Here is a 21,783-nt window from a genome sequence, read left to right on the forward strand (position 1 = left end):
GCGGGACGGCGGGACGGCGGGACGGCGGGACGGCGGGACGGCGGGACGGCGGGACGGCGGGAGGGAGGGAGGGCGGGAGGGCGGGAGGGTGGGAGGCGCGGGAGGGCGACACGCCGCCCGGGGGTTGACCCGGGCTGTGGGCCGAGTCACAGTTGTCGTGGGCGGGGGCAGCCGGGAAACCACTGGCCATCCACCGCTGGATGGACCGACCAACGCGGCCAGACCGCCAGAGCCGGCCCCCCGCCCCACAACCTCTCCCCCAGTGACCGGTCGCCGGCCGCGCGGCGGCGGCGGAACGCCGACAGGCGCAGGATGGGCCCGTGACGAGCAGCGACACCCGCGCGACCATCGAGGGGCTCAGCCGCCCCGTCCCGACCCGGCTGTTCGTCGGCGGCACGTGGCGCGCCGCCGGCGGGGGCGCCGAGTTCGACGTCCACGACCCGGCCGACGGCTCGGTGCTCGCCCGCGTCGCCGACGCCACCCCCGACGACACGCGGGCCGCGATGGACGCCGCCGAGGCCGCCGCGGCGGGCTGGGCCGCGACCCCGCCCCGGCAGCGCGGCGAGGTCCTGCGCCGGACGTTCGAGGCGATGACCGGTCCGCGCGCCGACGACCTGGCCCTGCTGATGGTCCGGGAGAACGGCAAGACGCTGACCGACGCCCGCGGCGAGCTCACCTACGCCGCGGAGTTCTTCCGCTGGTTCAGCGAGGAGGCGGTGCGGATCGACGGCGACTACCGGATCGCTCCGGCCGGCGGCACGCGCACCGTCGTCCTCCGGCAGCCGGTGGGCATCTCGCTGGCGATCACGCCGTGGAACTTCCCGGCGGCCATGCTCACCCGCAAGCTCGGGCCTGCGTTCGCCGCGGGCTGCCCGGTGCTGGTCAAGCCCGCGGCGGAGACGCCGCTGACCGCCCTGGTGCTCGCCGAGATCCTTGCCGAGGCCGGGCTGCCCGACGGCGTGCTCAGCGTGCTGCCGACCACCAGCGCCAAGGACGTCGCCGGCGCGGCGATGGCCGACCCGCGGCTGCGCAAGGTCAGCTTCACCGGCTCCACCGAGGTGGGCCGCGGCCTGCTCAAGCAGGCCGCCGACCAGGTGCTGGTCAGCTCGATGGAGCTGGGCGGCAACGCGCCCTTCATCGTCTGCGCCGACGCCGACCTGGACGCGGCCGTGGACGGCGCGATGGTCGCCAAGCTGCGCAACGGCGGCGAGGCGTGCACCGCGGCCAACCGCTTCTACGTCGAGGACGCGGTCGCCGACGAGTTCGGGCGGAAGCTGGCCGAGCGGATGGGCGCGCTGACCCTCGGCCGCGGGGACGCCGACGGCGTGGGCATCGGCCCCCTGGTCAACGCCGACACCGTGGAGAAGGTCGAGCGGATCGTGCGGGAGACCATGGACGCCGGCGCGCGCGTGGTCGTCGGCGGCGAGCGTCCCGACGGCCCCGGCTACTTCTACCCGCCGACGGTGCTCGTGGACGTCCCGCCGGGCTCCCCGGCCACCGAGGAGGAGATCTTCGGGCCGGTGGCGCCGATCGTCCGGTTCACCTCCGACGAGGAGGTGCTGGCACTGGCCAACGGCACCGAGTACGGCCTGGTGTCCTACGTCTTCACCGGCGACCTGGCGCGCGGCCTGCGACTGGCCGAGGCGCTGGAGTCGGGGATGGTCGGGCTCAACCGCGGCGTCGTCAGCGACCCGGCCGCGCCGTTCGGCGGGGTGAAGCAGAGCGGGATCGGCCGCGAGGGCGGCCACGAGGGGCTGGCCGAGTACCTGCAGGCGAAGTACATCTCCTTCCCGCTCTGACCGGGACCGGCGGGCCGCCGGGCGCTTGCCTGGTGGCCCGCAAGGGCCGCGCAAGCGCGCGCACCGACGCTGCTCGGCGACAGGCGGACGGCCGACCGGCCACCCCGCCGCCCACCCGAGGAGCACCCGAACGATGCGCACCACCGCCCGGACCGCCACCACCCTGATCGCCCTCTCCGCCACCGCCCTCCTCCTGGGTGCCTGCGGCGACGACGAGCCCACCACCGGTGGCGCCGGCGGGGAGGCCGTGGACGCCGGGGCGGCCGGCACCGTCGAGGAGGACTCCGCCTCCCCCGGCGACGCCGACGCCTGCGCGCTGTACCTGGCCGACGGCGCGACCCTGTCGTCGGCCTACGACGAGTACGGCAGCGGCGCGACCAGCGACCCGTCGGGGCTGCTGGACGCGCTGACGGCGCTGGCCGGGGACATCGACGCGGTCGACCGGGACGGCGTCTCCGAGATCGTGCTGGGCACCGCCGAGGAGATCAGCCAGGCCGCGGGCGAGGCCGGCCCGGCGCTCGAGGGCGGGGCCGGCGTGGAGGAGCTGGACGCCACGCTCTCCGGGCTGCAGACCCTCGCCGACACCTGCGCGGAGATCGGCGCTGCTTGACCGCGGCGGATCCCGCCCGGTGCCGTCGACCGGCACCGGGCGGGCCGCTCAGGCCTGCGGGCGCCCGTCCTCGGCCGCGCGCGGCTCGTCGGCCCGGACGCCCTGCAGCGGGGCGATCGCCATGACGTCGATCTCCGCGCGGTCGTCCGCGGTCTCCGCCGGGGAGCGCCGCGGCCGGTAGACGACGGTCGACACGAAGAAGAAGCGCGCGAGGAACGCCACGGCGAGCGTGAGCCCCTGAGCCAGCACCGACGGGAAGGCCAGCACCTCGACCAGGAACGCCAGGACGGGCAGCCGCACCAGCGTGTCCACGTTGTTGTAGAGCAGCGAGTGCAGGAACCGCATCCACCACCGGTGGCGGTTGTCGTTCAGGTCGTTGAAGACCAGGCGCTCCTGCAGCACGAAGTTGTGGGCGATCGCGACCTCGGTGGCGATGACCGCCGCCGGCAGGTAGTGCAGGTCGGTCTCCCGCAGCAGCAGCCACATGAGCAGCAGGTTCACGACCGTGCCGAGCGCGCCGACCGCCGCGAAGCGGGCCATCCGCCCCATCCGCAGGGCCGCCATCTGGTAGAGGAACTGCGCCCCGTTGCGCCACGACGCCTTGCTCTCGCCGTCGTGCCGCTCGCCGAAGGCGAAGGGGACCTCGGCGACGGCCAGGTCGTGCCGCGCCAGGATCTCCAGCAGGATCTTGAACCCGCGGGGCCGCAGCCGGTCCAGGTGCACCGCGCTGCGCCGCACGCAGAAGAAGCCGGTCATCGGGTCGGTGCAGACCCGGCCGACGCGGCGGGGGAAGCAGGAGCGGGCCAGCAGCGTCGAGGTGCTGGACACCGCCCGCCGCCACGACGAGGACAGGCCGGAGGAGTCCCCGGCGCCGACGTAGCGGCTGGCCACGACCATGTCGACCGGCTCGGCGGTGTCGCGCAGCAGCGGCACGAGCTCCGGCGGGTGCTGCAGGTCGCCGTCCATCACGACGACGAACTCGCCCCGGGCGGCCGCGATGCCGGCGGCGACGGCACCGGCCAGCCCGCCGTCGCGGTCGCCGCGCGCGCGGTGCATGAGCCGGACCGGCACGGAGCTGCCCCCGGCCACCCCGCGGACGACGTCGGCGGTGCCGTCGTCGGAGTCGTCGACGAACAGCACCTCCGCGTCTCGGCCGGCGAGCGCCTCGTCCAGCCGGCGCACCAGCTCCGCGACGTTGCCCCGCTCGTTGAAGGTCGGCACCACGACGGTCGTGTCCACGGGCGACTGCCTCCAGGTCGGTCCGGTCGTCGGCGGGCAACGGCCGGCCCATCCGCACCCGAGGGTGCCATGACGACCTGGTCCGCTGCTCGTCTGCCCGCGTCGCGGGCCGTGCCCGTGTCCCCGGAGCGGCCGGGTGCCAGGCTGTGGCGTGCCCGACGACGTGCTCGCCGCCCGTGTCCGTGGAGTGCTGGACGTCCCGCTGCACCGGTGGCTCGGCCTCGAGCTGGCCGACCCGCACGACCCCCGCGCCGGCGTGGTCCTGCCGGTGGGACCGCAGGCGCTGAACAACGCCGCGGTCCTGCACGGCGGCCTGGTCGCCGCGCTGCTCGACGTCACCGCCTACCTGCGCCTGCTGCCGGAGCTGACCGCCGGGGAGAACGCCGTCACCCACGACGCGACGTCGTCCCTGCTGCGTCCGGTGGCCGAGGGCACGCGGGTGCTCCTGCGGGCCGAGCTCGTCCGGCGCGGCCGCACGCTGGCGTTCCTGCGCTCGGAGGCGTCGGTCGACGGGCGGGCGGTCGCCTTCGGCCAGGTCACGAAGTCCGTCGTCGCCACCGCGTGAACGCGCCGACCGCCCGGGGACGCGGTCGTCCCCGGGCGGCCCGCGGCGTCCTCAGTCGCGGGCGACCAGGACCGGCACGTCCTCGGCCGGCCGCGGCGCGGTCGAGGCGGAGGGGACGGCCTCCTCGTGGCGCAGCTGCGGCAGCCAGTGCAGCCACCGCGGCAGGTACCAGTTGCGGTCACCGAGCAGCTGCATGACCGCCGGCACCAGCACGGCGCGGACGACGGTCGCGTCGAGCAGCACCGCGATCGCCAGCCCGAGGCCGATCTGCTTCATCGACGTCATCGACAGCGTGACGAACGTCAGGAAGACGAACACCATGATCACCGCCGCGCTGGTGACCACCCCCGCCGAGGACGTGATCCCGTTGGCGACCGCCGCGCGGGTGGACAGGCCACGGTCGTGGCCCTCGCGGATCCGCCCGAGGATGAAGACGTGGTAGTCCATCGACAGGCCGAACAGGATCACGAAGAGGAACAGCGGGATCCAGTTCACGATGCCGCCGGTGCGGTCCAGGCCGATGAGGTCGGCGCCGACGCCCTCCTGGAAGACCAGCACCATCGCGCCGTAGGCGGCCGCCACGCTGAGCAGGTTGAGCACGATGGCGGTGAGCGCGATCGTCACCGAGCGGAACGACACCAGCAGCAGCCCGAACGCCAGCACGAGGACGAAGGCGAACACCCACGGCGTCCGGTCGGCCATGAGCTCGTCGAAGGCGACGGAGTCCGCGGTCCGGCCGCTCACCGCCGCCGTGACGCCGTCCACCGCGCCGACCGTCGCGGGCACCAGGTCGTCCTCGAGGGTGGCCAGCGCGTCGCGTGAGGCCTGCTCCTCGCCGTCCCCGACCAGCGGGACGCTGACGACGGCGACCGTCCCGGCGTCGTTGGTCTCGACGTCGATGGGGTCGTTCATCTCACCGCTGGCCAGCGCCCGCTCGCGCAGCTCGGCGATGGCCGCCTGCACCGCGGGGGCGTCGACGTCGTCGGCCTCGATCACCACCTGCGCCGGCGAGGGGCCGCCGGGGAACGCCTCGCTGATCCGGTTGTAGGTCTGCATGACGGGCAGGTCCTGCGGCAGGTCGGTGACGCTCTCGGTGCGCAGGTCCATCGACAGCGCCGGGACGGCGAGGGCCACCAGCGCCGAGCCGGCCACCAGCCCCGACACCAGCGGGCGGCGCAGCACCGCGCCGAGGACCGCGGGCCAGAACCGCCCGGGGCGGCCCTCGCGGCGGCGGCGCGCGAACGGCAGCCGGCCCTTCTCCACCCGGTCGCCGAGCCAGGCCATCATCGCCGGCAGCACGGTCAGCGACCCGGCCACGGAGATGGCGACGACGAGGATGGTCGCCGAGGCCACCCCGGTGAAGGCGGAGAAGCCGGTGAGGAACATGCCGGCCATCGCGACGACGACCGTGATGCCCGAGATGAGCACCGAGCGGCCCGAGGTGGCCGCGGCGATGTCCAGCGCGTCGACCGGGCCGGCGCCCCTCGCGCGCTCCTCCCGCTCGCGCTTGAGGTAGAAGAGCGAGTAGTCGACGCCGACGGCCAGGCCGATGAGCAGCATGACGATCTGCGCGCTCTGGTCGACGTGCCACACCTGGCTGGTCAGGCTGAGCAGCCCGAGCGCGCCGACGAAGGCCGTGAGGGCGAAGACCAGCGGCAGGACGGCGGCCACCAGCGCGCCGAACGCCAGCAGCAGCACGGCCAGCGTGATCGGGATGGACAGCAGCTCGGCCCGCTGGAAGTCGGCGTCCATCGTCTCGCCGAGGGCGACGTCGGCGCTGGTGCCGCCGAACTGCTCGACGCGGACGTCGCGGTGGTCGGCGGCGACGCCGGCGACCGCGTCCTGGATGGGCTCGATGCGCTCGTCGGCCGTCTCCGGGTCGCCGGCGACATCGAGGGTGACAAGGGCGGAGCGGCCGTCGGCGGAGGTCAGCGGCGCGCCGTCGAGCGGGCTCACGACATTGGTGGCCTCGGGGGTCGCCCGGAGCGCGGCGACCAGGTCGGCGAGGGCGGCGTCGGCGGCGGACCGCGGCACGTCGGCGTCGCGCTGCACCAGGACCATCTCCGACGCCGGCTCCTCCCAGCCGTTGTCCTCGAGGATCTGCCGGGCCTGGGCGGGGGCGCCGAGGCTCCGCTCGGCGGCGGTGAGCTCGCCCTTGGGCAGCAGCGCGCTGACCGCGAGCGCGGCGAGCACGAAGGCCAGCCAGCCCAGGACCGCCGTCCTGCGGTGCCGGGCGCTCCACCGCCCGACCCGCCCGGCGAGGTTGCCGGATCTCTGCATCGTCGATCTCCTGTCTGGGGTGCGGGTGTCGCCGCCGAATCTGCTGCTCAGGCGCTCGCGGCCCCATCCCGCCAGCTGGCGGAGCGGGTGTCGGGCCAGCCCGACAGGCGCGGACAGAGCGTGGCGGGGCAACCGGCCGCGGCCCATCGGGGAAGCCCCCCATCCGTCCCCGGTCCCGCGGTCCGGGGGTCCCCGGATCAGCCGGCGACGTTGCGGCGCATCCGCTCCAGGACGGCGGTGACCTGGGCGATCTCCTCCGCGCTCAGCCCCTCGCGCAGCAGCGCGTCGTGGGCGACGGCCGCCTCGCGCAGCCGGTCGAACAGCGCCAGGCCGGCGGCGGTGAGCTCCACCCCGCGCACCCGCCGGTTGCCCGGGTCGCCGATCCGCGCCACGAGGCCGGCGGCCTCCATCGCGTCCAGCTGCTGGGTCAGCGTGGCGGCGCGGACGTCGAGCGCCTCGGCCAGCTCGCGCTGGCTGGCGACCGGCCCGGGGCGCAGCGTGAGCAGCACCAGCCAGACCGCCCGCGAGCCCCCGGCGGCGGCCAGCCGGGCGTCGAAGGCGCGGCTGACGGCGCGCGCCACCCGGTCGAGGTGCAGGCCGACAGGGGTGCCGGTCGGGGGTCGGGGCACGACGGCATCCTCCCACAGATCGTCAGGTGCCTGACCTTTCGGTACCTAATGATCAGGCGTACGTTCGGGCCATGGCTCGGATCCACCTCGGCCGGGACACCCGCCGGGTCGTCCTGCTCGTGCACCTGGTGACCGCGCTCGGCTGGCTGGGCACCGACGCCGTGCTGGGCGTCCTGGCCGTCACCGGGTTCACCGCCCACGACCCGGCGCTGATCGCCGCCTGCTACACGGCCCTGCACACCTTCGCCGTCCCGGTGCTGCTGGTCGCGGGCCTCGGCGCCCTGGTCTCCGGCGTGGTGCTGGGCCTGGGCAGCCGGTGGGGCGTCGTCCGCACGCGGTGGGTGCTGGTCAAGCTGGTGATCAACCTGGTGCTGCTCGCGCTCGTGCCGCTGCTGCTGCACCCGCGGCTGGTGGAGGCGGCCCGGCAGGCGCGCGACGTGGACCCGGGCCTGGCCGACCGGCTCGGCCGGATCCCGCTGGACCTGCTGTTCCCCGCCGCGGTGTCGGGGACGGCCCTGGTGATCGCGTCGGTGCTGGCGATCTGGAAGCCGTGGGGCCCGACCCGGCGCCGGCCGGCGGTCTCCTGACCGGCGGGAAGACAGAACGGCACGCCTCCCCCGTCGGGGCGGCGCGCCGTTCCGGTGTCTCAACCAGACGTGCACCCGAAGGGACTCGAACCCCTAACCTTCTGATCCGTAGTCAGATGCTCTATCCGTTGAGCTACGGGTGCGTGTGTTCAGTTGTGGTGCGCGGAGGCTCCGGGATTTGAACCCGGGATGGGGATTAACCCAAACCGCATTAGCAGTGCGGCGCCATAGACCGGACTAGGCGAAGCCTCCCGGGGTCCGAGTCCCCCCGGAACCACCGCGGAAGAGACTACCAGCGCTCACCGACCCCCGACCCGGGGGGTCCCGGGCCGGGGCGCGGCGGTCAGGCGGCCAGCCGCTCGCGGGGCGCGACCGGGACGGCCGGACCGCGGCCGGGCAGCAGGGTCACCGCCACGGCAACGGCGGCACCGGCGGCCGCGAGCATGAGGGCGGCGGGGACGCCGTAGCGACCCTCGATCAGCGCACCGCCCACCGCCGCGCCGACCGCGGAGGCGCCGACGGTGACCGTGGACAGCCAGGTGAAGGCCTCGGTGGTGGCACGCGCCGGGGCGATCGAGCCGACGAGCGAGTTCTGCACGGTGAGCGTCGGGGCGATCGCCGAGCCGCCCAGGAACAGCAGGACGGCGAGCACCCACGGACTGGAGACGGCGGCCAGCGGGGCGAGGCCGATCGTCGTCCCGAGCAGGCCCCACCGGTACTGGCGCGGCAGCGAGACGCTCAGCACCCGGGCGCCGAACCAGAGCCCGCCGACGACCGACCCGAGCGACCAGACGGCGAGCAGGAGACCGGACATCCCCGGCGAGCCGGCGGCGTCGGCGAAGGCGGGGACGGCGACCTCGATCGCGCCGAAGCCGAGCATCAGGGCGGCGCCGCTGACGAGCACCCGGGGCATGCCCGGCGAGAGCACCGTGGACAGCACGCCGCCGGGGGCGCGCTCGCCCGGCTGCCAGGACCGCATCGCCCCGCACGTGGCGATCGACACCGCCCCGGCGACGGCGAGCAGGCCCGCCGTCCCCACGGCGACGGCGGGGGTGGCGAGGACGGCGAGCGCGGCCACGACCGCCGGGCCGGCGACGAAGGCGAGCTCGGTGGTGGTGGCGTCGAGCGCGAAGGCCGCGGGACGCACGCGGGGGTCGACCCGCGTCCACAGCGCCCGCACGGTGCCGCTGATCAGCGGGGTCGCGGCGCCCGCGGCCGCGGAGGCGGCGACGATCACGGCCGCCGGGGCGCCGGCGAGGACGACGCCGACCAGCACGGCCAGCAGCAGCGGGTAGGCGACCGACTGGGCGAGGAGGACCGGCCGCGGGGAGCGGCGGTCGGCGAGCCGGCCCAGGACCGGCGCCATGACCGCCATCGCGACGCCCAGCGTGGCCGAGGCGAGGCCGGCGATCGCGTAGGAGCCGGTCTGCTCCTGCACCATGAGCAGCAGCGCCAGCGGCACCATGGCCGAGGGCAGGCGGCCGGCGAAGCCGCCGACGAGGAGGGCGGGCGCCGAGGGCGACCGCCAGACGGAGACGTACGTGCGCATGGTGGAGCTCGATTCAGTACTACGGGGAATGTGTAGGTGGTCATCAACCGTTGACCGCCTACAGGCCACGGTAGGCAGGGAACGGTAGGGAGTCAAATGAACTACGACACCTACGCCTCGAACGCGGTGGAGCTGGCCATCGACCTCGCCAACGCCGACCGCGACGCCGGGTCGTGGCCGGCGGGCTTCCTCCGCGCGCACGACGAGTGGTTCTCCCCCGGGTCCGCTCGCGACCTGTCCGCGGAGGAGACGCGGCGCGCCGCCGAGATCGCCGACCTGGTGCGGGCCGTGGCCCTCGCCGAGACGCAGGCCGACGTGCTCGACCGGCTGAACGCGCTGCTCTCCCGGGCCCGGCCGCAGCCCTACGCCACCGACCACGACGGCGAGCTGCACCTGCACTACACGGCCGCCGAGGCCCCGGTGCTGGAGCAGCTGACGACCACCGTGGCCATGGGCCTGTCCCAGGTGGTCAGCCAGCACGGCTGGCAGCGGATCGGCGTCTGCTCGGCCGAGGGCTGCGCGGACGTCTACGTCGACACCTCGCGCAACGCCAGCCGCCGCTACTGCTCCAACACGTGCGCCAGCCGCTCGACGGTCGCCGCCTACCGCGCCCGCCGCAAGGCCTGAGCGGGCCGCGGGCTGCGCGTTCGCCCTCCACTACCGTCTCCACGTGAGGTCACCGCGGCACTGGGACGCCCGCCTGCACGCCGCCATCGGGGGGCTGCCCGCCTCGCCCGCCGACCGCTGGCTGCGCCGGCTGTCCACCGCCGCCGACCACAGCCGGCTCTGGTTCGGCATCGGCGCGCTCCTGGCGCTGCGCAAGGGCCCGCTGCGGCGGGGGGCGATCCGCGGGGCCGGGTCGCTGGTCGTCACCAGCACGGTGGTGAACGCCGTGCTCAAGCAGGTCTTCGGCCGTCGCCGTCCCGACCTCTCCGCCCACGGCGAGCACCGGCTGCTGCGCCGCACGCTGACCACGCACTCGTTCCCCAGCGGGCACTCCGCCTCGGCGGCGGCCTTCGCGACCGGCGTGGCGATGGAGAGCCCGCTGGCCGGCGCCGCGCTCGTGCCGCTGGCGCTCGGCGTGGGCTACTCCCGGGTGCACGTGGGCGTGCACTACCCCGGCGACGTGCTCGCCGGCTTCGCCGTGGGGACGGCGGTCGCCACCGCCGGGCGCCGGTGGTGGGCGGTGCGGCCGCGCACCCCCGCCAAGGTCCGCCCGGCATCCTCGGCTCCGGCACTGCCCGACGGCGAGGGACTCGTGGTCGCCGTCAACCCGCGGTCGGGATCGGAGTGGTACGACCCTGCTGCCGGCATCCGCGACCTGCTGCCGAAGGCGGAGGTGCTGGAGATGTCGGAGGGCTGCGGCGTCGCCGAGCTGCTCACCGAGCCGGCGCGGTCCGGGCGGGCCCGGGCGCTGGGCGTCGCCGGGGGCGACGGGTCGGTGGCCGCCGCCGCAGCCGTCGCCCTGGAGCACGGGCTGCCGCTGGCGGTCATCCCCGCCGGGACCCTGAACCACTTCGCCCGGGACGTCGGCGTGGACACCGTCGAGCAGGCCGCCGACGCGGTCGTCTCCGGGGCGGCGGTCCGGGTCGACGTCGCCACCCTCAACGGGACGCCGTTCCTCAACACCGCGGCGATCGGCAGCTACCCGGACATGGTGCGGCGACGCGACCGGCTCGCGGGCCGGATGGGCAAGTGGGCGGCGATGACCGTCGCGGCGGCGCGGACCCTGCGCGTCGGGACGCCGGTGGAGCTCTCGCTGGACGGCCGCCACCTCGAGGTCTGGATCCTCTTCATCGGCAACTGCCTGTACACGCCCCGCGGCCTCGCGCCGGCCTGGCGGCCGCGGCTGGAGGACGGGCTGCTCGACGTCCAGTACCTGCGCGCCGACATCCCGTTCAGCCGCACCCGCGCCGTCCTCGGCACGCTGTTCGGCGTCTCGCACAAGGTGTCGGGCTACGCCGAGACGCAGGGGACGTCGATCCGGGTGCACTCCCTGTCCGGACCGCAGCCGGTGGCCTACGACGGCGAGATGGGCGAGGCCGCGACCGAGTTCGAGTTCCGGAAGAGCGGGTCGCTGACGGTCTACTGCTGCCGGACGACCTGACACCGCTCCCGCTCTGCCCCGACGCCTCTCCCGCCCGGTGACCTCTCGCCCGCGGCGGGCCGGCCGGCGCGGGCGGGCTCGCAGAGTGCGCGCCGGACGAGCGGGCGACGGGCGAGCAGGCGGCGCGCGGGGCCTTCCGCCCACTCCTGCGGTGTTCCGCGTGCTCTTGCGGCGTTGCAGCACCGCAAGAGCACGGGAACGACCGCAAGAGCCACCCATCGCGGGTCTTCCTCGCCCTCTGCGGGTCCCGCCGGGCGGGCGACGCACTCGCCGGGTGCGCGCCGGGTGGCTGCCGCCCACTCCTGCGGTGCTCTGCGCGCTCTCGCGGCGTTGCAGCACCGCAAGAGCACGAGAACGACCGCAAGAGCCACCCATTGCGGGTCTTCCTCGCCCTTTGCGGGTCCTGCACGCCCGCCAACCCGCGAGTTCGACCCGCAATGGGCCCGATCGGGCGGTTGTCCACAGCAAGGGCTGCGCGAACGAGGTGCTCGTGGCTACTCTCCGCTACCCGTGAGGACCGAGAGGCAGCAGCGCACGGCGGTGAGGCTCGCCGGACGCGCGGTCGTGGCGCTCGCGCTGACCGTCGGCGCGGTGAGCGGCTGCTCCGACGAGCAGCAGGCGAGCCAGACGCTGCCGAGCGCGAGCACGTCGCCCAGCAGCTCGGCCGAGGCGCTCCCACCCCTCGGCCCGCCGGACTTCCCGGTGCCCGACGAGGCGCGAGAGCGAACGCCAGAAGGCGCCCTCGAATTCACCCGCTACTACATCTCGTTGCTCGAACACATCGGAAACGGGGACCTGAACCCTCAGCCACTCTTAGACCTAAGTCTCGACTGCTCGTACTGCAATCAGGTGGCGAGTAGTCTCGCAGAAGACCGAGCCGCCGGATACCGGTACGGCGACATTTCGGTCAGCTTCCACCCGTACGGCCCGGGCTTGCTCAACGGCAATGAGGCCGAAGTGGGATTCGTCTATTCGCAGAGTGCATTCACGGTCTACGACGGCAACGGCCAGGTCATCGAGACGCAGTCGGCCTCGGCAACAGGAGATCTGCAGTCGGGAGCACTCCTCGCTTGGCAGGCCGATCTTCATGTATGGCGCGTCACGAGCATGACCATTGGCTGACATGCGGAAGTGGGCAGCCGCTGCTGCTAGTGCGGTGCTTGTGCTGACGGGGGCTGGGCTTGCCCGTGCTGGTGATTGCGCACTTGGAACTTGCCCCGCACCAGACGTTGGAATTGGACACGGCGCGCTCACGGCCGCCTATATGGAGATGACTGCAGCGGGCACTTGGGTAGCAAGCAACGCGCCTCCCGTACCGCAGCCCTACACCTGGCGGTTGGTCCCGCCGTGCGACACGTGGACGAACAACGACTGCCCGGAGGACATGGACCGAGCGTGCGTCGCCGCGCCTGACCGAGTGGTCCGGTTCCTGACCATCCAGCAGAGGCGGCTCGTCCTCCCGGACGGCACCACCGCCGACGGCTTCGTCGTCGATCCCCCGCTACCGCCGGGGACGGCGGTAGGCAACTGGCTGACGTTCAACAACTCGTGCATCGACGTCACCGCGCTGAACCCGGCGCCCTCCCCCGACGAGGTGTTCCGCTACTTCCAGCGACTGCCGCTCCCACAGCTCCCGACCCACCAGCAGCCGCCGGGCGACGCCCTCGTCGGTCTCCCGGTCATCTTCTTCACCGACGGCCCGACCACCCAGACCCACAGCCTCGACATCCGCGGCTTCACCGTCGACATCGTGGCCACGGCCGACTCCTTCACCTGGCACACCGGCGACGGCGCCCACCTCACCACCACCGACCCCGGCGCCCCCTACCCGGCGCACACGATCACGCACGACTACGCGTCGGGCACCTACAGCGCCTCGCTCACGACCACCTGGAGCGGCACGTTCACCGTCGACGGCAGCGCCGCGGCGGCGGTCCCGGGCACGACGACGACGGAGGGACCACCGGTCACCTTCACCGTGGTCGAGGCGCACGCCGTCCTCACGAACCCCTACGACTGACCCGCCGGTGACGGGTCGGCCACACCCGGCCCTGGACGCCCCACGCGCGCACGCCACGTCCTACGGTTGCCGCGTGCAACTCTCCAGCGCGGTGGCCGGCGTCGTCCGGTCACTGCTGGCCGACCGGGGCTGGTCGGGGCGCCAGCTGGCCCGGGAGACCGGCATCAACCAGGCGACCGTCGCGCGGAAGCTGCGCGAGGAGAGCGCCTTCGACCTCGACGACCTCCAGGCCATCTCGCAGGCGCTCAGCGTCGACCTGCTCGACCTCGTGAGCGCGGCGACCCGCCTGCTGGGCTGAGCCCCGCGGGCGCGTCAGGCGCGCCGGCGGCTGGAGCGCCAGGTCAGGATCGCCGCGACCACGGCCACCAGCATCATCCCGAGGCCGATCAGCACGGTCTGCGTCGTCCCCACCAGCACCAGGACGACGCCGACGACCACCACCGCGATCATCTCGACGGCGACCACGAGCAGCAGCAGCCCGAGCAGAGCCTTCCCCATGCGGGTCAGCCTGCCGTCCCGGGCCGCGGGAGGACAACGCGCCTCACCCCTCCGGGACAGACGTCGCTGGAGGAGCGGACCGGCGCGGAGGTCACTACGGTCGCGGGGAGGGTGTCCCGCCTGCTCAGCCCGGGCACGAGGCACCGACACGGTCCCGTCACGGAAGAGGTCTGCCCATGTTGGTCCGCCGGATCGCCCGGCCCCTGCTCGCCGCTCCCTTCATCTACGGGGGCATCAGCACGTTGCGCAAGCCGCAGGACCGCGTGCCGGGCGCGGCTCCCGTGGTGGAGAAGATCGCCGGCGCCGCGGACAAGCAGCTGCCGGTCGAGGTCCCCCGGGACGTCGAGCAGTGGGTCAAGGTCGACGCCGCCGTCAAGGTCGCCGCCGGCACCCTCTTCGTGCTGAACAAGGCGCCCCGCCTGACCGCGCTGGTGCTCTCGGCCTCCATCGTGCCGACCACGCTGGCCGGCCACCGGTTCTGGGAGCACGAGGACCCCGAGGAGCGGTTCGGCCAGATCTCGAACTTCCTCAAGAACACCGGCCTGCTCGGCGGGCTGCTGCTGGCCGCCGTCGACACCGAGGGCCGCCCGTCCGTCGGCTACCGCGCCCGCCGCGCCGCGAAGCTCGCCGCGAAGGCCACCGAGGAGGGCTACGAGAAGGCCTCCAAGCGCGCCGGCAAGGCGCACGCGAAGGCCGAGAAGAAGGCGCGCAAGGCGGCGAAGAAGGCGAAGAGCTGACCGAGCCACTCGCCCCCGCGGCCGCGCTCCGGAGGATCGCCTTCCTCCTGGAGCGCGCCCGCGAGCCCTCGCACCGGGTCGCGGCCTTCCGCACCGCCGCCGCCGTCGTGGACGGGCTGGACGACGCCGAGCTCGACCGGCGCATCCGCACGAGGACGCTCACCGACCTCAAGGGCATCGGCCCCAAGACCGGCACCGCGATCGTGCAGGCCCACGGCGGCGAGGTGCCGGAGTACCTGGCGACGCTGGAGGAGGCCCACGCCGAACTCGTCCCGCTGGCCGACGACGTCGCCGCGTTCCGCGCCCTCCTGCGCGGCGACCTGCACAGCCACTCCGACTGGTCCGACGGCGGCAGCCCCATCCGGGAGATGGCCGAGGCCGCGATCGGCCTCGGCCACGAGTACCTGGCGCTCACCGACCACTCCCCCCGGCTCACCGTCGCCAACGGGCTGACGGCGGCACGGCTGGAGGAGCAGCTGGACGTCGTCGCGGCGCTCAACGAGGAGCTCGCGCCGTTCCGGCTCCTCACCGGCATCGAGTGCGACATCAACGTCGACGGCAGCCTCGACCAGACCGACGAGCTGCTGGCCCGGGTCGACGTCGTGGTCGCCAGCGTGCACTCCGACCTGCGGGCCGAGCGGTCGGCGATGACCGAGCGGATGCTCGCCGCCGTCGCCAACCCGCACACCGACGTCCTCGGGCACTGCACCGGCCGCCTGGTCATCGGACGCCGGCAGCGCAACGGCACCCAGCGGCCGCGACCGGAGAGCCAGTTCGACGCCGAGGCCGTGTTCTCGGCCTGCGTCGAGCACGGGACGGCGGTGGAGATCAACTCCCGCCCCGAACGGCTCGACCCACCGCTGCGGCTGCTGTCCCTCGCCGTGGATCTGGGCTGCGAGTTCGCCATCGACACCGACGCGCACGCGCCGGGTCAGCTGGACTGGCAGGCCAACGGCTGCGAGCGGGCGGTGGAGACCGGCGTGCCGCCCGAGCGCGTCGTCAACACCCGGACCGCCGACGAGCTGCTCGCCTGGACCGGCTGACCGCCCGGCGCGCCGTCCCGGGACGGCGTCCCGGGCCGGGCCCTCACTCGCCGGGGTCCTCGTCGAGCCAGGCGCGCGCCGCCTCGTAGTCCTCGGCCAGGCCGACCACGCGCGCGCCGTCGTGGTCGTGCTGGACGAGCAGCCAGGCGTCGTTGAAGGCCTCGTCGACCGTCTGGTCGGTCCGGTCGGGCAGGCCGAGCGGGAAGCGCGCCGACCGGACCTCCCGGTAGACCCGCGGCGAGAGGCTCGAGGGACGCGGGTGCCGACGGCGCCTCACGAGCGCGGCCCCCCGGTCGACTCGAGCATCGCCGTGACCGCGTGCGCGACGACGTGACCGGCGCTCCCTGCCACCAGCCGGGTCATCGGCGCAGGTTAGCTCCTCTCCGCGTCCCGGGGTCCCGCTCGGCGCACGAGCTCGCGGCAGTCCCCCCTGGTCGCTCTCGAGCCGTCCGACGGCGGCCGCCGTGGAGCTGGGCTGCGAGTTCGCCATCGACACCGACGCCCACGCCCGGGTCAGCTGGACCGGCAGGCCAACGGCTGCGAGCGGGCGGTGGAGACCGGCGTCCCGCCCGAGCGCGTCGTCGACACCCGGACCGCCGACGAGCTGCTCGCCTGGACGGCGCACTGACGCGTACCGCCGCACGGCGACCGCAGGAGACTCCCGCCCGCCGCTCCTCGGCTGCGGCGCAGGCTGATCGGTTCGCCTCGTCCGACCCTCCCATGCCGAGGCGATGATCTCCTCGACACGACCGATGTCCGCCGTCAACGCGCTCACCGATCCCGCCGGCGGCGCCCGCGCCCGCGCGATCGTCGGCACCAGGTCGGCCCCGCCCCCACGGGACCGCTCGGCGCTCGAGACTCGTCCGGTCCACCACCAACTCGTACCGCGGGCGTCACCCTCCGTGACAACGAGCCGAGGTGCGCGGACGAGCGCCCGCGCCGTGAGCCGAAGCGGGCCAACGGGGCGTCAAGTCCTGCGAAGGTCGGGATGCTCGCGACGAGGATCGGCACCGACGAACCGGGCTGACGACGAGGAAGGGGGCGCGCCGCCATCGACGAGACGAGTGCCCTCGCCACGGCCGTACGTCGCCTCCTCCTGCTCCTCGGCCTCGGTGCAGCCGCCTGGCTGCTGCTCACCCTGGCTGCCGGGCACGCGTCCGCCGCCCCGGGAGACGCCGCGGACGCGGGCTCCGTGCCGGCCTCCTCCGCCGATGTCCCCGGCCCACCGGCCCCGGCTCCGACGGCTGGGGCGTCCTCCACCGAGCTGGAGCCGACGCCCGACCAGCCGCAGCAGGAACCGCAGACGCCGCCCGTCACCCCCGACCTCTCGCCCTCCTCCGATCCGGCCGTCCCGACGGCCGGATCGGAGGAGCCGGCCGCGGGTCCGACGGCCGGTCCGCCATCGCCCGAACCTGCCGCGCCCCCACTCGCCGTAGACACGCCCGCCGTAGACACGCCCGCCGTTCCGGCGGTGGAGGCCCCAACCGCGGCGCCCCCTCCAGCCCCGGCCCCGTCCGCCGTGGAGACCCCGGCCGGGTCCCCGTCACCCGAGATCCCCGCCGCAGAGTCCCCGGCTGACGAGGTGACGAGCCTTGACACGCCCGTCGGGGATCCGGGGGCCCAGGGGCCGCCCGCCGTCGGGACCACACCGGCGGACGCCCTCGGGACGTCCGCCCTCGACGGGTCCGCCGGCGTGCCGCCGGCCCTCCTCGGGACGGGGTCCGGGGGCATGACGGTCACGAGAGCGCCCGCCGACGGCACCCGGTCCGCCGTCCCGCCCACGACGCGCGCCGCCGCACCCGCTGCCGACGGAGCTGCCCCACCGGTCCTCGCCGCCGCGGCGCCGGAGTCGGCTCCGCTGTCACCGCCGGCGCCGACACCGGCACCCGCGCCTGCCGTTCCGCCCGCACCCGCGGCGCCCGGCTGCGCGACGGGCGGCAGCAGCACCGGCTCGGGCAGCGGGCAGACGGACGACCACAGCCTGCCGCCGGGCGTGACCGTCGACGAGGTCACCGCCCTCGCCTCAGCGGCGGAGGTCCGCCGGATCGAGCAGGCCGCCGAGCAGGCCGCCGACCGCGCGGGTGAGCACGGGTCGCGACCGGACTGATCCGGCGGCCGCACGTCCAGCCCAGCCCGCTGCGCCGAAGCCCGTCGTCCCGACCCGGGCGCTCCACCACGCCCCCCTTCACGCACCCCGCCGACGACGCGTACACGTCGTCACCCCGGAGGACACCCCGCCATGAGGCCGGTCAAGAGCAAGCCCATCCCCACCATCTCCCCCTCGCAGGTGCGCGGCGCGGGCACCGTCGCGCGCCGCGCCTGGCGCACGGACTACGTCCGCAGGCTGGTCGCCGGTGACGCCGCGTGCGCGCTCGTGGCCGCCGTGCTGACGGCCTGGCTCGGCCCGGGCGCAGGCCCCGGCGTGCAGGGAGTGTCGGTCCCCGTCCTCCCCGTGCTGGTGCCGCTGATCTGGATCGGGGTCATGTCCCTGGCCCGCAGCTACGAGCCGCGCTTCCTGTGGGACGGTCCGGAGGAGTTCCGCCGGGTCTTCTTCGCGACGGCGATGCTGCTCGCGGCCGTCGGCACGGTGTCCTGGGCACTGCGCCTGGAGGTGGCCCGGGGATTCGTCGTCGCGACGGTCCCCCTGGCATGCCTGCTGACGCTCCTCCAGCGCTACGGCCAGCGGAAGTGGCTGCACCGGCAGCGCCGCCTCGGCCGGGCCCTCCAGACGACGCTGCTGGTCGGCCACCGCAACGGCGTCGCCGCGCTGCACGAGCAGCTCCGGCGCGAGGTCTATCACGGCTACCGAGTCGTGGGGTGCTGCTTGCCCGACACCACGGACCGCGCCTTCGACGGCCTCCCCGTGCTCGGCTCGCTCCGCGAGGTCGTGGACGTCGTCGGCTTCTACGAGGTGGACACCGTGGCCGTGCTCCCGACGCCGGAGCTCGACGGCAGCGCCCTCCGCCGGCTCGGCTGGGAACTGGAACGGACGCAGGCGGAGCTCCTGCTGGCACCCGCCGTGACCGAGCTGGCCGGTCCCCGGGTCCGTATCCGGCCCTCGTGCGGACTGCCGCTGCTGCACGTCGAACGCCCCGAGCTCCGCGGCGTCCGCCGGCTCGCCAAGGACGCGTTCGACCGGAGCGCCGCGCTGCTGGGCCTGCTCGTCACCCTGCCGGTGTTCCTCGCGATCGCCGTCGCGGTCCGCGTCACCAGCTCCGGACCGGTGTTCTTCCGCCAGATGCGGGTCGGCCGCGGCGGCGAGCTCTTCCCGATGCTGAAGTTCCGCAGCATGGTCCAGGACGCCGAGCAGATCGTGCTCGACGGCGCGGACGACGGCAACGGCGTCCTGTTCAAGCTGCGCGAGGACCCGCGGGTGACCCGCGTCGGCCGGCTCCTGCGCAAGTACTCCCTCGACGAGCTGCCGCAGTTGATCAACGTCCTCCGCGGCGAGATGTCGCTCGTGGGCCCACGTCCGCCGCTGCCCCGCGAGGTGGAGCGCTACGGCACGGACATGCGGCGCCGCTTCCTGGTCAAGCCCGGGATCACGGGCCTGTGGCAGGTCAGCGGACGGTCGAACCTCTCCTGGGACGACTCCGTGCGGATGGACGTCCGGTACGTGGAGAACTGGTCGTTGACCTACGACCTGATGATCCTCGGCAAGACGCTGCGCGCGGTGGTGCGTGGGGAGGGCGCCTTCTGATCCCCCCGCGGACCGTCGGCGCTCCTCCGGCCCCGGACGCGGGCCCCGGGGGCTTCCCGGGGTCTCGATGACGCCACGCGACCGGTTCGAGGTCCTCCTGGCGGGTGATCGGCGGCACGAGGTGCCGACGGCCTGGCCAGACGGGCCTGTGCGGGCCGAGGAATCCGTTACGTTCGGGCGACGCCCGCCGACCGCGGCGCCGCCCGGTCGTGGAGTCCCGGTGCGGATGGGCGCCCGTGGGAGGAGCAGCACGCGATGGGACGGCGCACGTCGGTCATCACCTGGCAGCGTCACGCCGGCCGGGCCGAGGAGATGGCCGCGGCCCTGGACGGTCGCGTGGTGCACATCCACCCGGGCGGGCTCCGGGGGAGCGTGCCACGGACGCTGGCCCGCTACGCCTTGTCGGCCGTCCTGACCCTCGCCCACTTGCTGCGGGTGCGCCCGCACGCCGTCGTCGTCACCAACCCGCCGATCGTGCCGGGGCTCATCGTGACGGCGTACGCCTGGCTGGCACGGCGGGTGTTCGTCCTCGACAGCCATCCGACGTCGTTCGGCGCCAAGGACCACGCGGTGTCCCAGCGCCTGCTGCCGCTGCACCGCGCGATGGCCCGGCGCGCTGCCGCGGTCATGGTGACCACGGACTCGTGGGCCGACGTCGTCGACGAGTGGGGCGGTCACGGGCTGGTCGTCCACGAGGCGCCGCCCACCCTGGCCGTTCCACCGCGGGAGCCGCACGAGCGCCGGCCGCAGGTGCTCTACGTCGGGGTGTTCGGGGACGACGAGCCGGTCGAGGTCGTGTTCGACGCCGCCCGTCTGCTGCCGGACGTCGACGTGGCCGTGACCGGTGACGCGGCCCGCTGCCCGGCGCACCTGCTCGCCGACCGCTCGTCGAACGTGCACCTGACCGGCTTCCTCGGTCCCGAGGCCTACCGCGACGCCATGGCCGCCGCCGATGTCGTCGTCGTGCTGACGACCGAGCCGACGTCGGTCGTCCGGGCTGGGTACGAGGCGGTCTACGCGCGGCGCGCGCTGGTGCTCACCGACACGGCCGCGCTCCGGCAGTACTTCCCGCAGGCCGTCTTCACCGAGAACGAGGGGGCCTCGCTGGCCGCGGCCGTGCGTTCGGCGGTGGCGATGGCCGGCGACCGCGCACGAGCGGACGCCGCGCACGCGACGCAGACCGCCCGGTGGGAGCAGCAGCGGGCAGCCCTGCGCTCGGCGCTGGAGGCACCGCTCGGCTGATCGGGCGGCCGACCCGCGCGGCTGATCGGGCGGCCACCCGGCGCCGGCTCAGGGCCCGGACGCGGCGGGGTCCCCGCCTGCGGCCGTCGACCTCGGCGACCGGGGGGGCGCGGGCAGCGGCTTCTCGCCGAGCAGGAGGACCCGCACGTACCCGTTGCGCCCGAGGGTGCGCTCGAAGAGCACGGGGAGCAGGATCGCCGCCGCGAACCCGGCCAGGAACAGGACCGGGACGAGGTCCACGCCGAGCAGGCGGAGCGTGATCTTCACGCCGGCGTTCGCGATCGTGTGCAGCAGGTAGATGGTGAACGCGAAGGTGCCGATCCAGGCCAGGACGCGGGAGCGGAACGCACCTCGGACACGGAACAGGCAGACCAGCCCGGCCGTCCCGGTCGCCAGCCCGATCGCGCGCCAGAGCACGGACGGGTGGACCTCCCCGGAGAACAGACCGATCTGCTCCACGGTCGCCGAGCACAGGAACACCGCGACGGCGGCGACGACGACCCTGCGGTCGGTCAGCCACCGGGAGTGCCGGTTCAACGCGTAGCCGAGCAGGAAGAAGGGGAACAGCCGCAGCGCGCTGCCCACGGCCAGCACGTCGTAGCCGTCGGCGACGGGGATGACGACGTACGTCAGCGCGCCGACCGCCCAGGCGACGGCCCACGTCCGTGGACGGGAGAGCACGCCGACGGCGTCGAGGACCCCCGCCGCGAGGAACACCCAGAAGATCGCGTACAGGAACCAGAGGTGGGAGTACCCGAAGACGTAGCCCCACCCGATGTCGGCGATCGAGACGTCACCGCCGCCCCGGTCGGAGACGATCTGCAGGATCGCGACGATCGCCGTCAGCGGGACGAGGGGGACCAGCAGTCTCCGCGACTTCCCCCGGACCAGCCGCGGCAGACCGCTGGTGGCGAGCACCGGCCGCAACGCGTACACGTAGCCGGAGATGACGGTGAACAGCGGCATCCGCAGCGGCTCGATGGAGTTGGTCAGGTGGTGCCAGAAGGTGTCGGCAGGTTGCCGCAGCCCCTCCGAGGGTGACAGACCGTAGACGTGGGACGCGACCAGGAGCACCACGGCGAGGCCGCGGAGGTTCTGGATCGCGACGTCCTTGGTCGTCGCCGGCCCGGGCTGCTCGCCGACGCTCGGCGCCCCCCGTGGACCACGTTCTGTCATGT

20 protein-coding genes and 2 tRNA genes are annotated in these 21,783 nt (G+C 74.5%); 13 read left to right on the forward strand and 9 right to left on the reverse strand.

Annotated features, from left to right (window positions below):
- Positions 1 to 320: 320 nt before the first annotated feature.
- Both ACI781_RS06550 and ACI781_RS06555 read left to right on the forward strand, forming a co-directional pair.
- The gene (locus ACI781_RS06550) at positions 321 to 1,799 is read left to right on the forward strand and encodes an NAD-dependent succinate-semialdehyde dehydrogenase (RefSeq protein WP_456565272.1); all 1,479 of its coding nucleotides are present in this window, start codon (positions 321 to 323) and stop codon (positions 1,797 to 1,799) included.
- A 133-nt stretch (positions 1,800 to 1,932) separates the two neighbouring features.
- Positions 1,933 to 2,409, forward strand: a complete 477-nt coding sequence (locus tag ACI781_RS06555) for a hypothetical protein (RefSeq protein ID WP_456565273.1) — start codon at positions 1,933 to 1,935, stop codon at positions 2,407 to 2,409.
- Positions 2,410 to 2,457: 48 nt separating this feature from the next.
- On the opposite strand, the gene ACI781_RS06560 is transcribed toward ACI781_RS06555, so the two are convergent.
- Positions 2,458 to 3,648 (reverse strand): glycosyltransferase, encoded by a 1,191-nt coding sequence (locus ACI781_RS06560; RefSeq protein WP_456565274.1) that lies wholly within the window; start codon positions 3,646 to 3,648, stop codon positions 2,458 to 2,460.
- Between the two features lie 151 nt (positions 3,649 to 3,799).
- Here ACI781_RS06560 and ACI781_RS06565 point away from each other — a divergent pair, with 151 nt between their 5' ends.
- Complete coding sequence (locus ACI781_RS06565) at positions 3,800 to 4,213, forward strand: PaaI family thioesterase (RefSeq protein WP_456565275.1); 414 nt, start codon at positions 3,800 to 3,802, stop codon at positions 4,211 to 4,213.
- A gap of 51 nt (positions 4,214 to 4,264) precedes the next feature.
- Here ACI781_RS06565 and ACI781_RS06570 read toward each other — a convergent pair whose 3' ends face one another.
- Together ACI781_RS06570 and ACI781_RS06575 are read right to left on the reverse strand one after the other, a co-directional pair.
- Positions 4,265 to 6,493 carry an MMPL family transporter gene (locus ACI781_RS06570; RefSeq protein ID WP_456565276.1) on the reverse strand — a complete coding sequence of 743 codons (2,229 nt, stop codon included), beginning with the start codon at positions 6,491 to 6,493 and terminating at the stop codon, positions 4,265 to 4,267.
- Between the two features lie 197 nt (positions 6,494 to 6,690).
- Entirely contained in the window at positions 6,691 to 7,122 is a 432-nt protein-coding gene (locus ACI781_RS06575) for a MarR family winged helix-turn-helix transcriptional regulator (RefSeq protein WP_456565277.1), read from the reverse strand.
- Between the two features lie 71 nt (positions 7,123 to 7,193).
- Between ACI781_RS06575 and ACI781_RS06580 the strand changes: the two genes are divergently transcribed.
- Positions 7,194 to 7,709: a DUF2269 family protein gene (locus tag ACI781_RS06580; RefSeq protein ID WP_456565278.1), complete on the forward strand. Its 516-nt coding sequence runs from the start codon at positions 7,194 to 7,196 to the stop codon at positions 7,707 to 7,709.
- 70 nt (positions 7,710 to 7,779) lie between these two features.
- On the opposite strand, the gene ACI781_RS06585 is transcribed toward ACI781_RS06580, so the two are convergent.
- The 3 genes from ACI781_RS06585 to ACI781_RS06595 form a co-directional block, all read right to left on the reverse strand.
- Positions 7,780 to 7,852: transfer RNA gene (locus ACI781_RS06585), tRNA-Arg, on the reverse strand.
- A gap of 20 nt (positions 7,853 to 7,872) precedes the next feature.
- Positions 7,873 to 7,961: transfer RNA gene (locus tag ACI781_RS06590), tRNA-Ser, on the reverse strand.
- Positions 7,962 to 8,052: 91 nt separating this feature from the next.
- Positions 8,053 to 9,258 carry an MFS transporter gene (locus ACI781_RS06595; RefSeq protein WP_456565279.1) on the reverse strand — a complete coding sequence of 402 codons (1,206 nt, stop codon included), beginning with the start codon at positions 9,256 to 9,258 and terminating at the stop codon, positions 8,053 to 8,055.
- A 96-nt stretch (positions 9,259 to 9,354) separates the two neighbouring features.
- On the opposite strand from ACI781_RS06595, the gene ACI781_RS06600 reads away from it, so the two are divergent.
- The 5 genes from ACI781_RS06600 (at position 9,355) to ACI781_RS06620 (ending at position 13,683) form a co-directional block, all read left to right on the forward strand.
- Positions 9,355 to 9,885: a CGNR zinc finger domain-containing protein gene (locus ACI781_RS06600; RefSeq protein WP_456565280.1), complete on the forward strand. Its 531-nt coding sequence runs from the start codon at positions 9,355 to 9,357 to the stop codon at positions 9,883 to 9,885.
- Positions 9,886 to 9,928: 43 nt separating this feature from the next.
- Positions 9,929 to 11,365, forward strand: coding sequence for a phosphatase PAP2 family protein (locus ACI781_RS06605; RefSeq protein WP_456565281.1), 1,437 nt, complete (start codon positions 9,929 to 9,931; stop codon positions 11,363 to 11,365).
- A 510-nt stretch (positions 11,366 to 11,875) separates the two neighbouring features.
- Complete coding sequence (locus ACI781_RS06610; RefSeq protein ID WP_456565282.1) at positions 11,876 to 12,487, forward strand: DUF6318 family protein; 612 nt, start codon at positions 11,876 to 11,878, stop codon at positions 12,485 to 12,487.
- Positions 12,488 to 12,782: 295 nt separating this feature from the next.
- Positions 12,783 to 13,385: a hypothetical protein gene (locus tag ACI781_RS06615; protein ID WP_456565283.1), complete on the forward strand. Its 603-nt coding sequence runs from the start codon at positions 12,783 to 12,785 to the stop codon at positions 13,383 to 13,385.
- 73 nt (positions 13,386 to 13,458) lie between these two features.
- Positions 13,459 to 13,683, forward strand: a complete 225-nt coding sequence (locus ACI781_RS06620; RefSeq protein ID WP_456565284.1) for a helix-turn-helix domain-containing protein — start codon at positions 13,459 to 13,461, stop codon at positions 13,681 to 13,683.
- A gap of 14 nt (positions 13,684 to 13,697) precedes the next feature.
- Here the strand turns inward: ACI781_RS06620 and ACI781_RS06625 are convergent, their stop codons facing one another.
- Positions 13,698 to 13,883 (reverse strand): hypothetical protein, encoded by a 186-nt coding sequence (locus ACI781_RS06625; RefSeq protein ID WP_456565285.1) that lies wholly within the window; start codon positions 13,881 to 13,883, stop codon positions 13,698 to 13,700.
- 176 nt (positions 13,884 to 14,059) lie between these two features.
- Here ACI781_RS06625 and ACI781_RS06630 point away from each other — a divergent pair, with 176 nt between their 5' ends.
- Positions 14,060 to 14,620, forward strand: coding sequence for a DoxX family protein (locus ACI781_RS06630; protein WP_456565286.1), 561 nt, complete (start codon positions 14,060 to 14,062; stop codon positions 14,618 to 14,620).
- Positions 14,617 to 15,663: a PHP domain-containing protein gene (locus ACI781_RS06635; RefSeq protein WP_456565413.1), complete on the forward strand. Its 1,047-nt coding sequence runs from the start codon at positions 14,617 to 14,619 to the stop codon at positions 15,661 to 15,663. Before ACI781_RS06630 ends, ACI781_RS06635 begins: the two co-directional genes overlap by 4 nt.
- Positions 15,664 to 15,706: 43 nt before the next feature.
- On the opposite strand, the gene ACI781_RS06640 is transcribed toward ACI781_RS06635, so the two are convergent.
- Complete coding sequence (locus ACI781_RS06640; protein ID WP_456565287.1) at positions 15,707 to 15,940, reverse strand: hypothetical protein; 234 nt, start codon at positions 15,938 to 15,940, stop codon at positions 15,707 to 15,709.
- A 1,962-nt stretch (positions 15,941 to 17,902) separates the two neighbouring features.
- On the opposite strand from ACI781_RS06640, the gene ACI781_RS06645 reads away from it, so the two are divergent.
- Together ACI781_RS06645 and ACI781_RS06650 are read left to right on the forward strand one after the other, a co-directional pair.
- Positions 17,903 to 19,363, forward strand: coding sequence for a sugar transferase (locus tag ACI781_RS06645; RefSeq protein WP_456565288.1), 1,461 nt, complete (start codon positions 17,903 to 17,905; stop codon positions 19,361 to 19,363).
- 162 nt (positions 19,364 to 19,525) lie between these two features.
- Positions 19,526 to 20,605 carry a glycosyltransferase gene (locus ACI781_RS06650; protein WP_456565414.1) on the forward strand — a complete coding sequence of 360 codons (1,080 nt, stop codon included), beginning with the start codon at positions 19,526 to 19,528 and terminating at the stop codon, positions 20,603 to 20,605.
- A gap of 48 nt (positions 20,606 to 20,653) precedes the next feature.
- Here the strand turns inward: ACI781_RS06650 and ACI781_RS06655 are convergent, their stop codons facing one another.
- Positions 20,654 to 21,781, reverse strand: coding sequence for an acyltransferase family protein (locus tag ACI781_RS06655; protein WP_456565289.1), 1,128 nt, complete (start codon positions 21,779 to 21,781; stop codon positions 20,654 to 20,656).
- Positions 21,782 to 21,783: the final 2 nt, after the last annotated feature.

The sequence above is a fragment of the Blastococcus sp. SYSU D00695 genome (genome assembly GCF_054050555.1).

Excerpts from the sequence above, each read along its gene's own strand:
- ACI781_RS06555 (WP_456565273.1), top strand. The coding sequence starts at position 1,933 with ATGCGCACCACCGCCCGGACCGCCACCACCCTGATCGCCCTCTCCGCC.
- ACI781_RS06570 (WP_456565276.1), bottom strand. The coding sequence starts at position 6,493 with ATGCAGAGATCCGGCAACCTCGCCGGGCGGGTCGGGCGGTGGAGCGCC.
- ACI781_RS06580 (WP_456565278.1), top strand. The coding sequence starts at position 7,194 with ATGGCTCGGATCCACCTCGGCCGGGACACCCGCCGGGTCGTCCTGCTC.
- ACI781_RS06595 (WP_456565279.1), bottom strand. The coding sequence starts at position 9,258 with ATGCGCACGTACGTCTCCGTCTGGCGGTCGCCCTCGGCGCCCGCCCTC.
- ACI781_RS06600 (WP_456565280.1), top strand. The coding sequence starts at position 9,355 with ATGAACTACGACACCTACGCCTCGAACGCGGTGGAGCTGGCCATCGAC.
- ACI781_RS06625 (WP_456565285.1), bottom strand. The coding sequence starts at position 13,883 with ATGGGGAAGGCTCTGCTCGGGCTGCTGCTGCTCGTGGTCGCCGTCGAG.
- ACI781_RS06630 (WP_456565286.1), top strand. The coding sequence starts at position 14,060 with ATGTTGGTCCGCCGGATCGCCCGGCCCCTGCTCGCCGCTCCCTTCATC.
- ACI781_RS06645 (WP_456565288.1), top strand. The coding sequence starts at position 17,903 with ATGAGGCCGGTCAAGAGCAAGCCCATCCCCACCATCTCCCCCTCGCAG.
- ACI781_RS06655 (WP_456565289.1), bottom strand. The coding sequence starts at position 21,781 with ATGACAGAACGTGGTCCACGGGGGGCGCCGAGCGTCGGCGAGCAGCCC.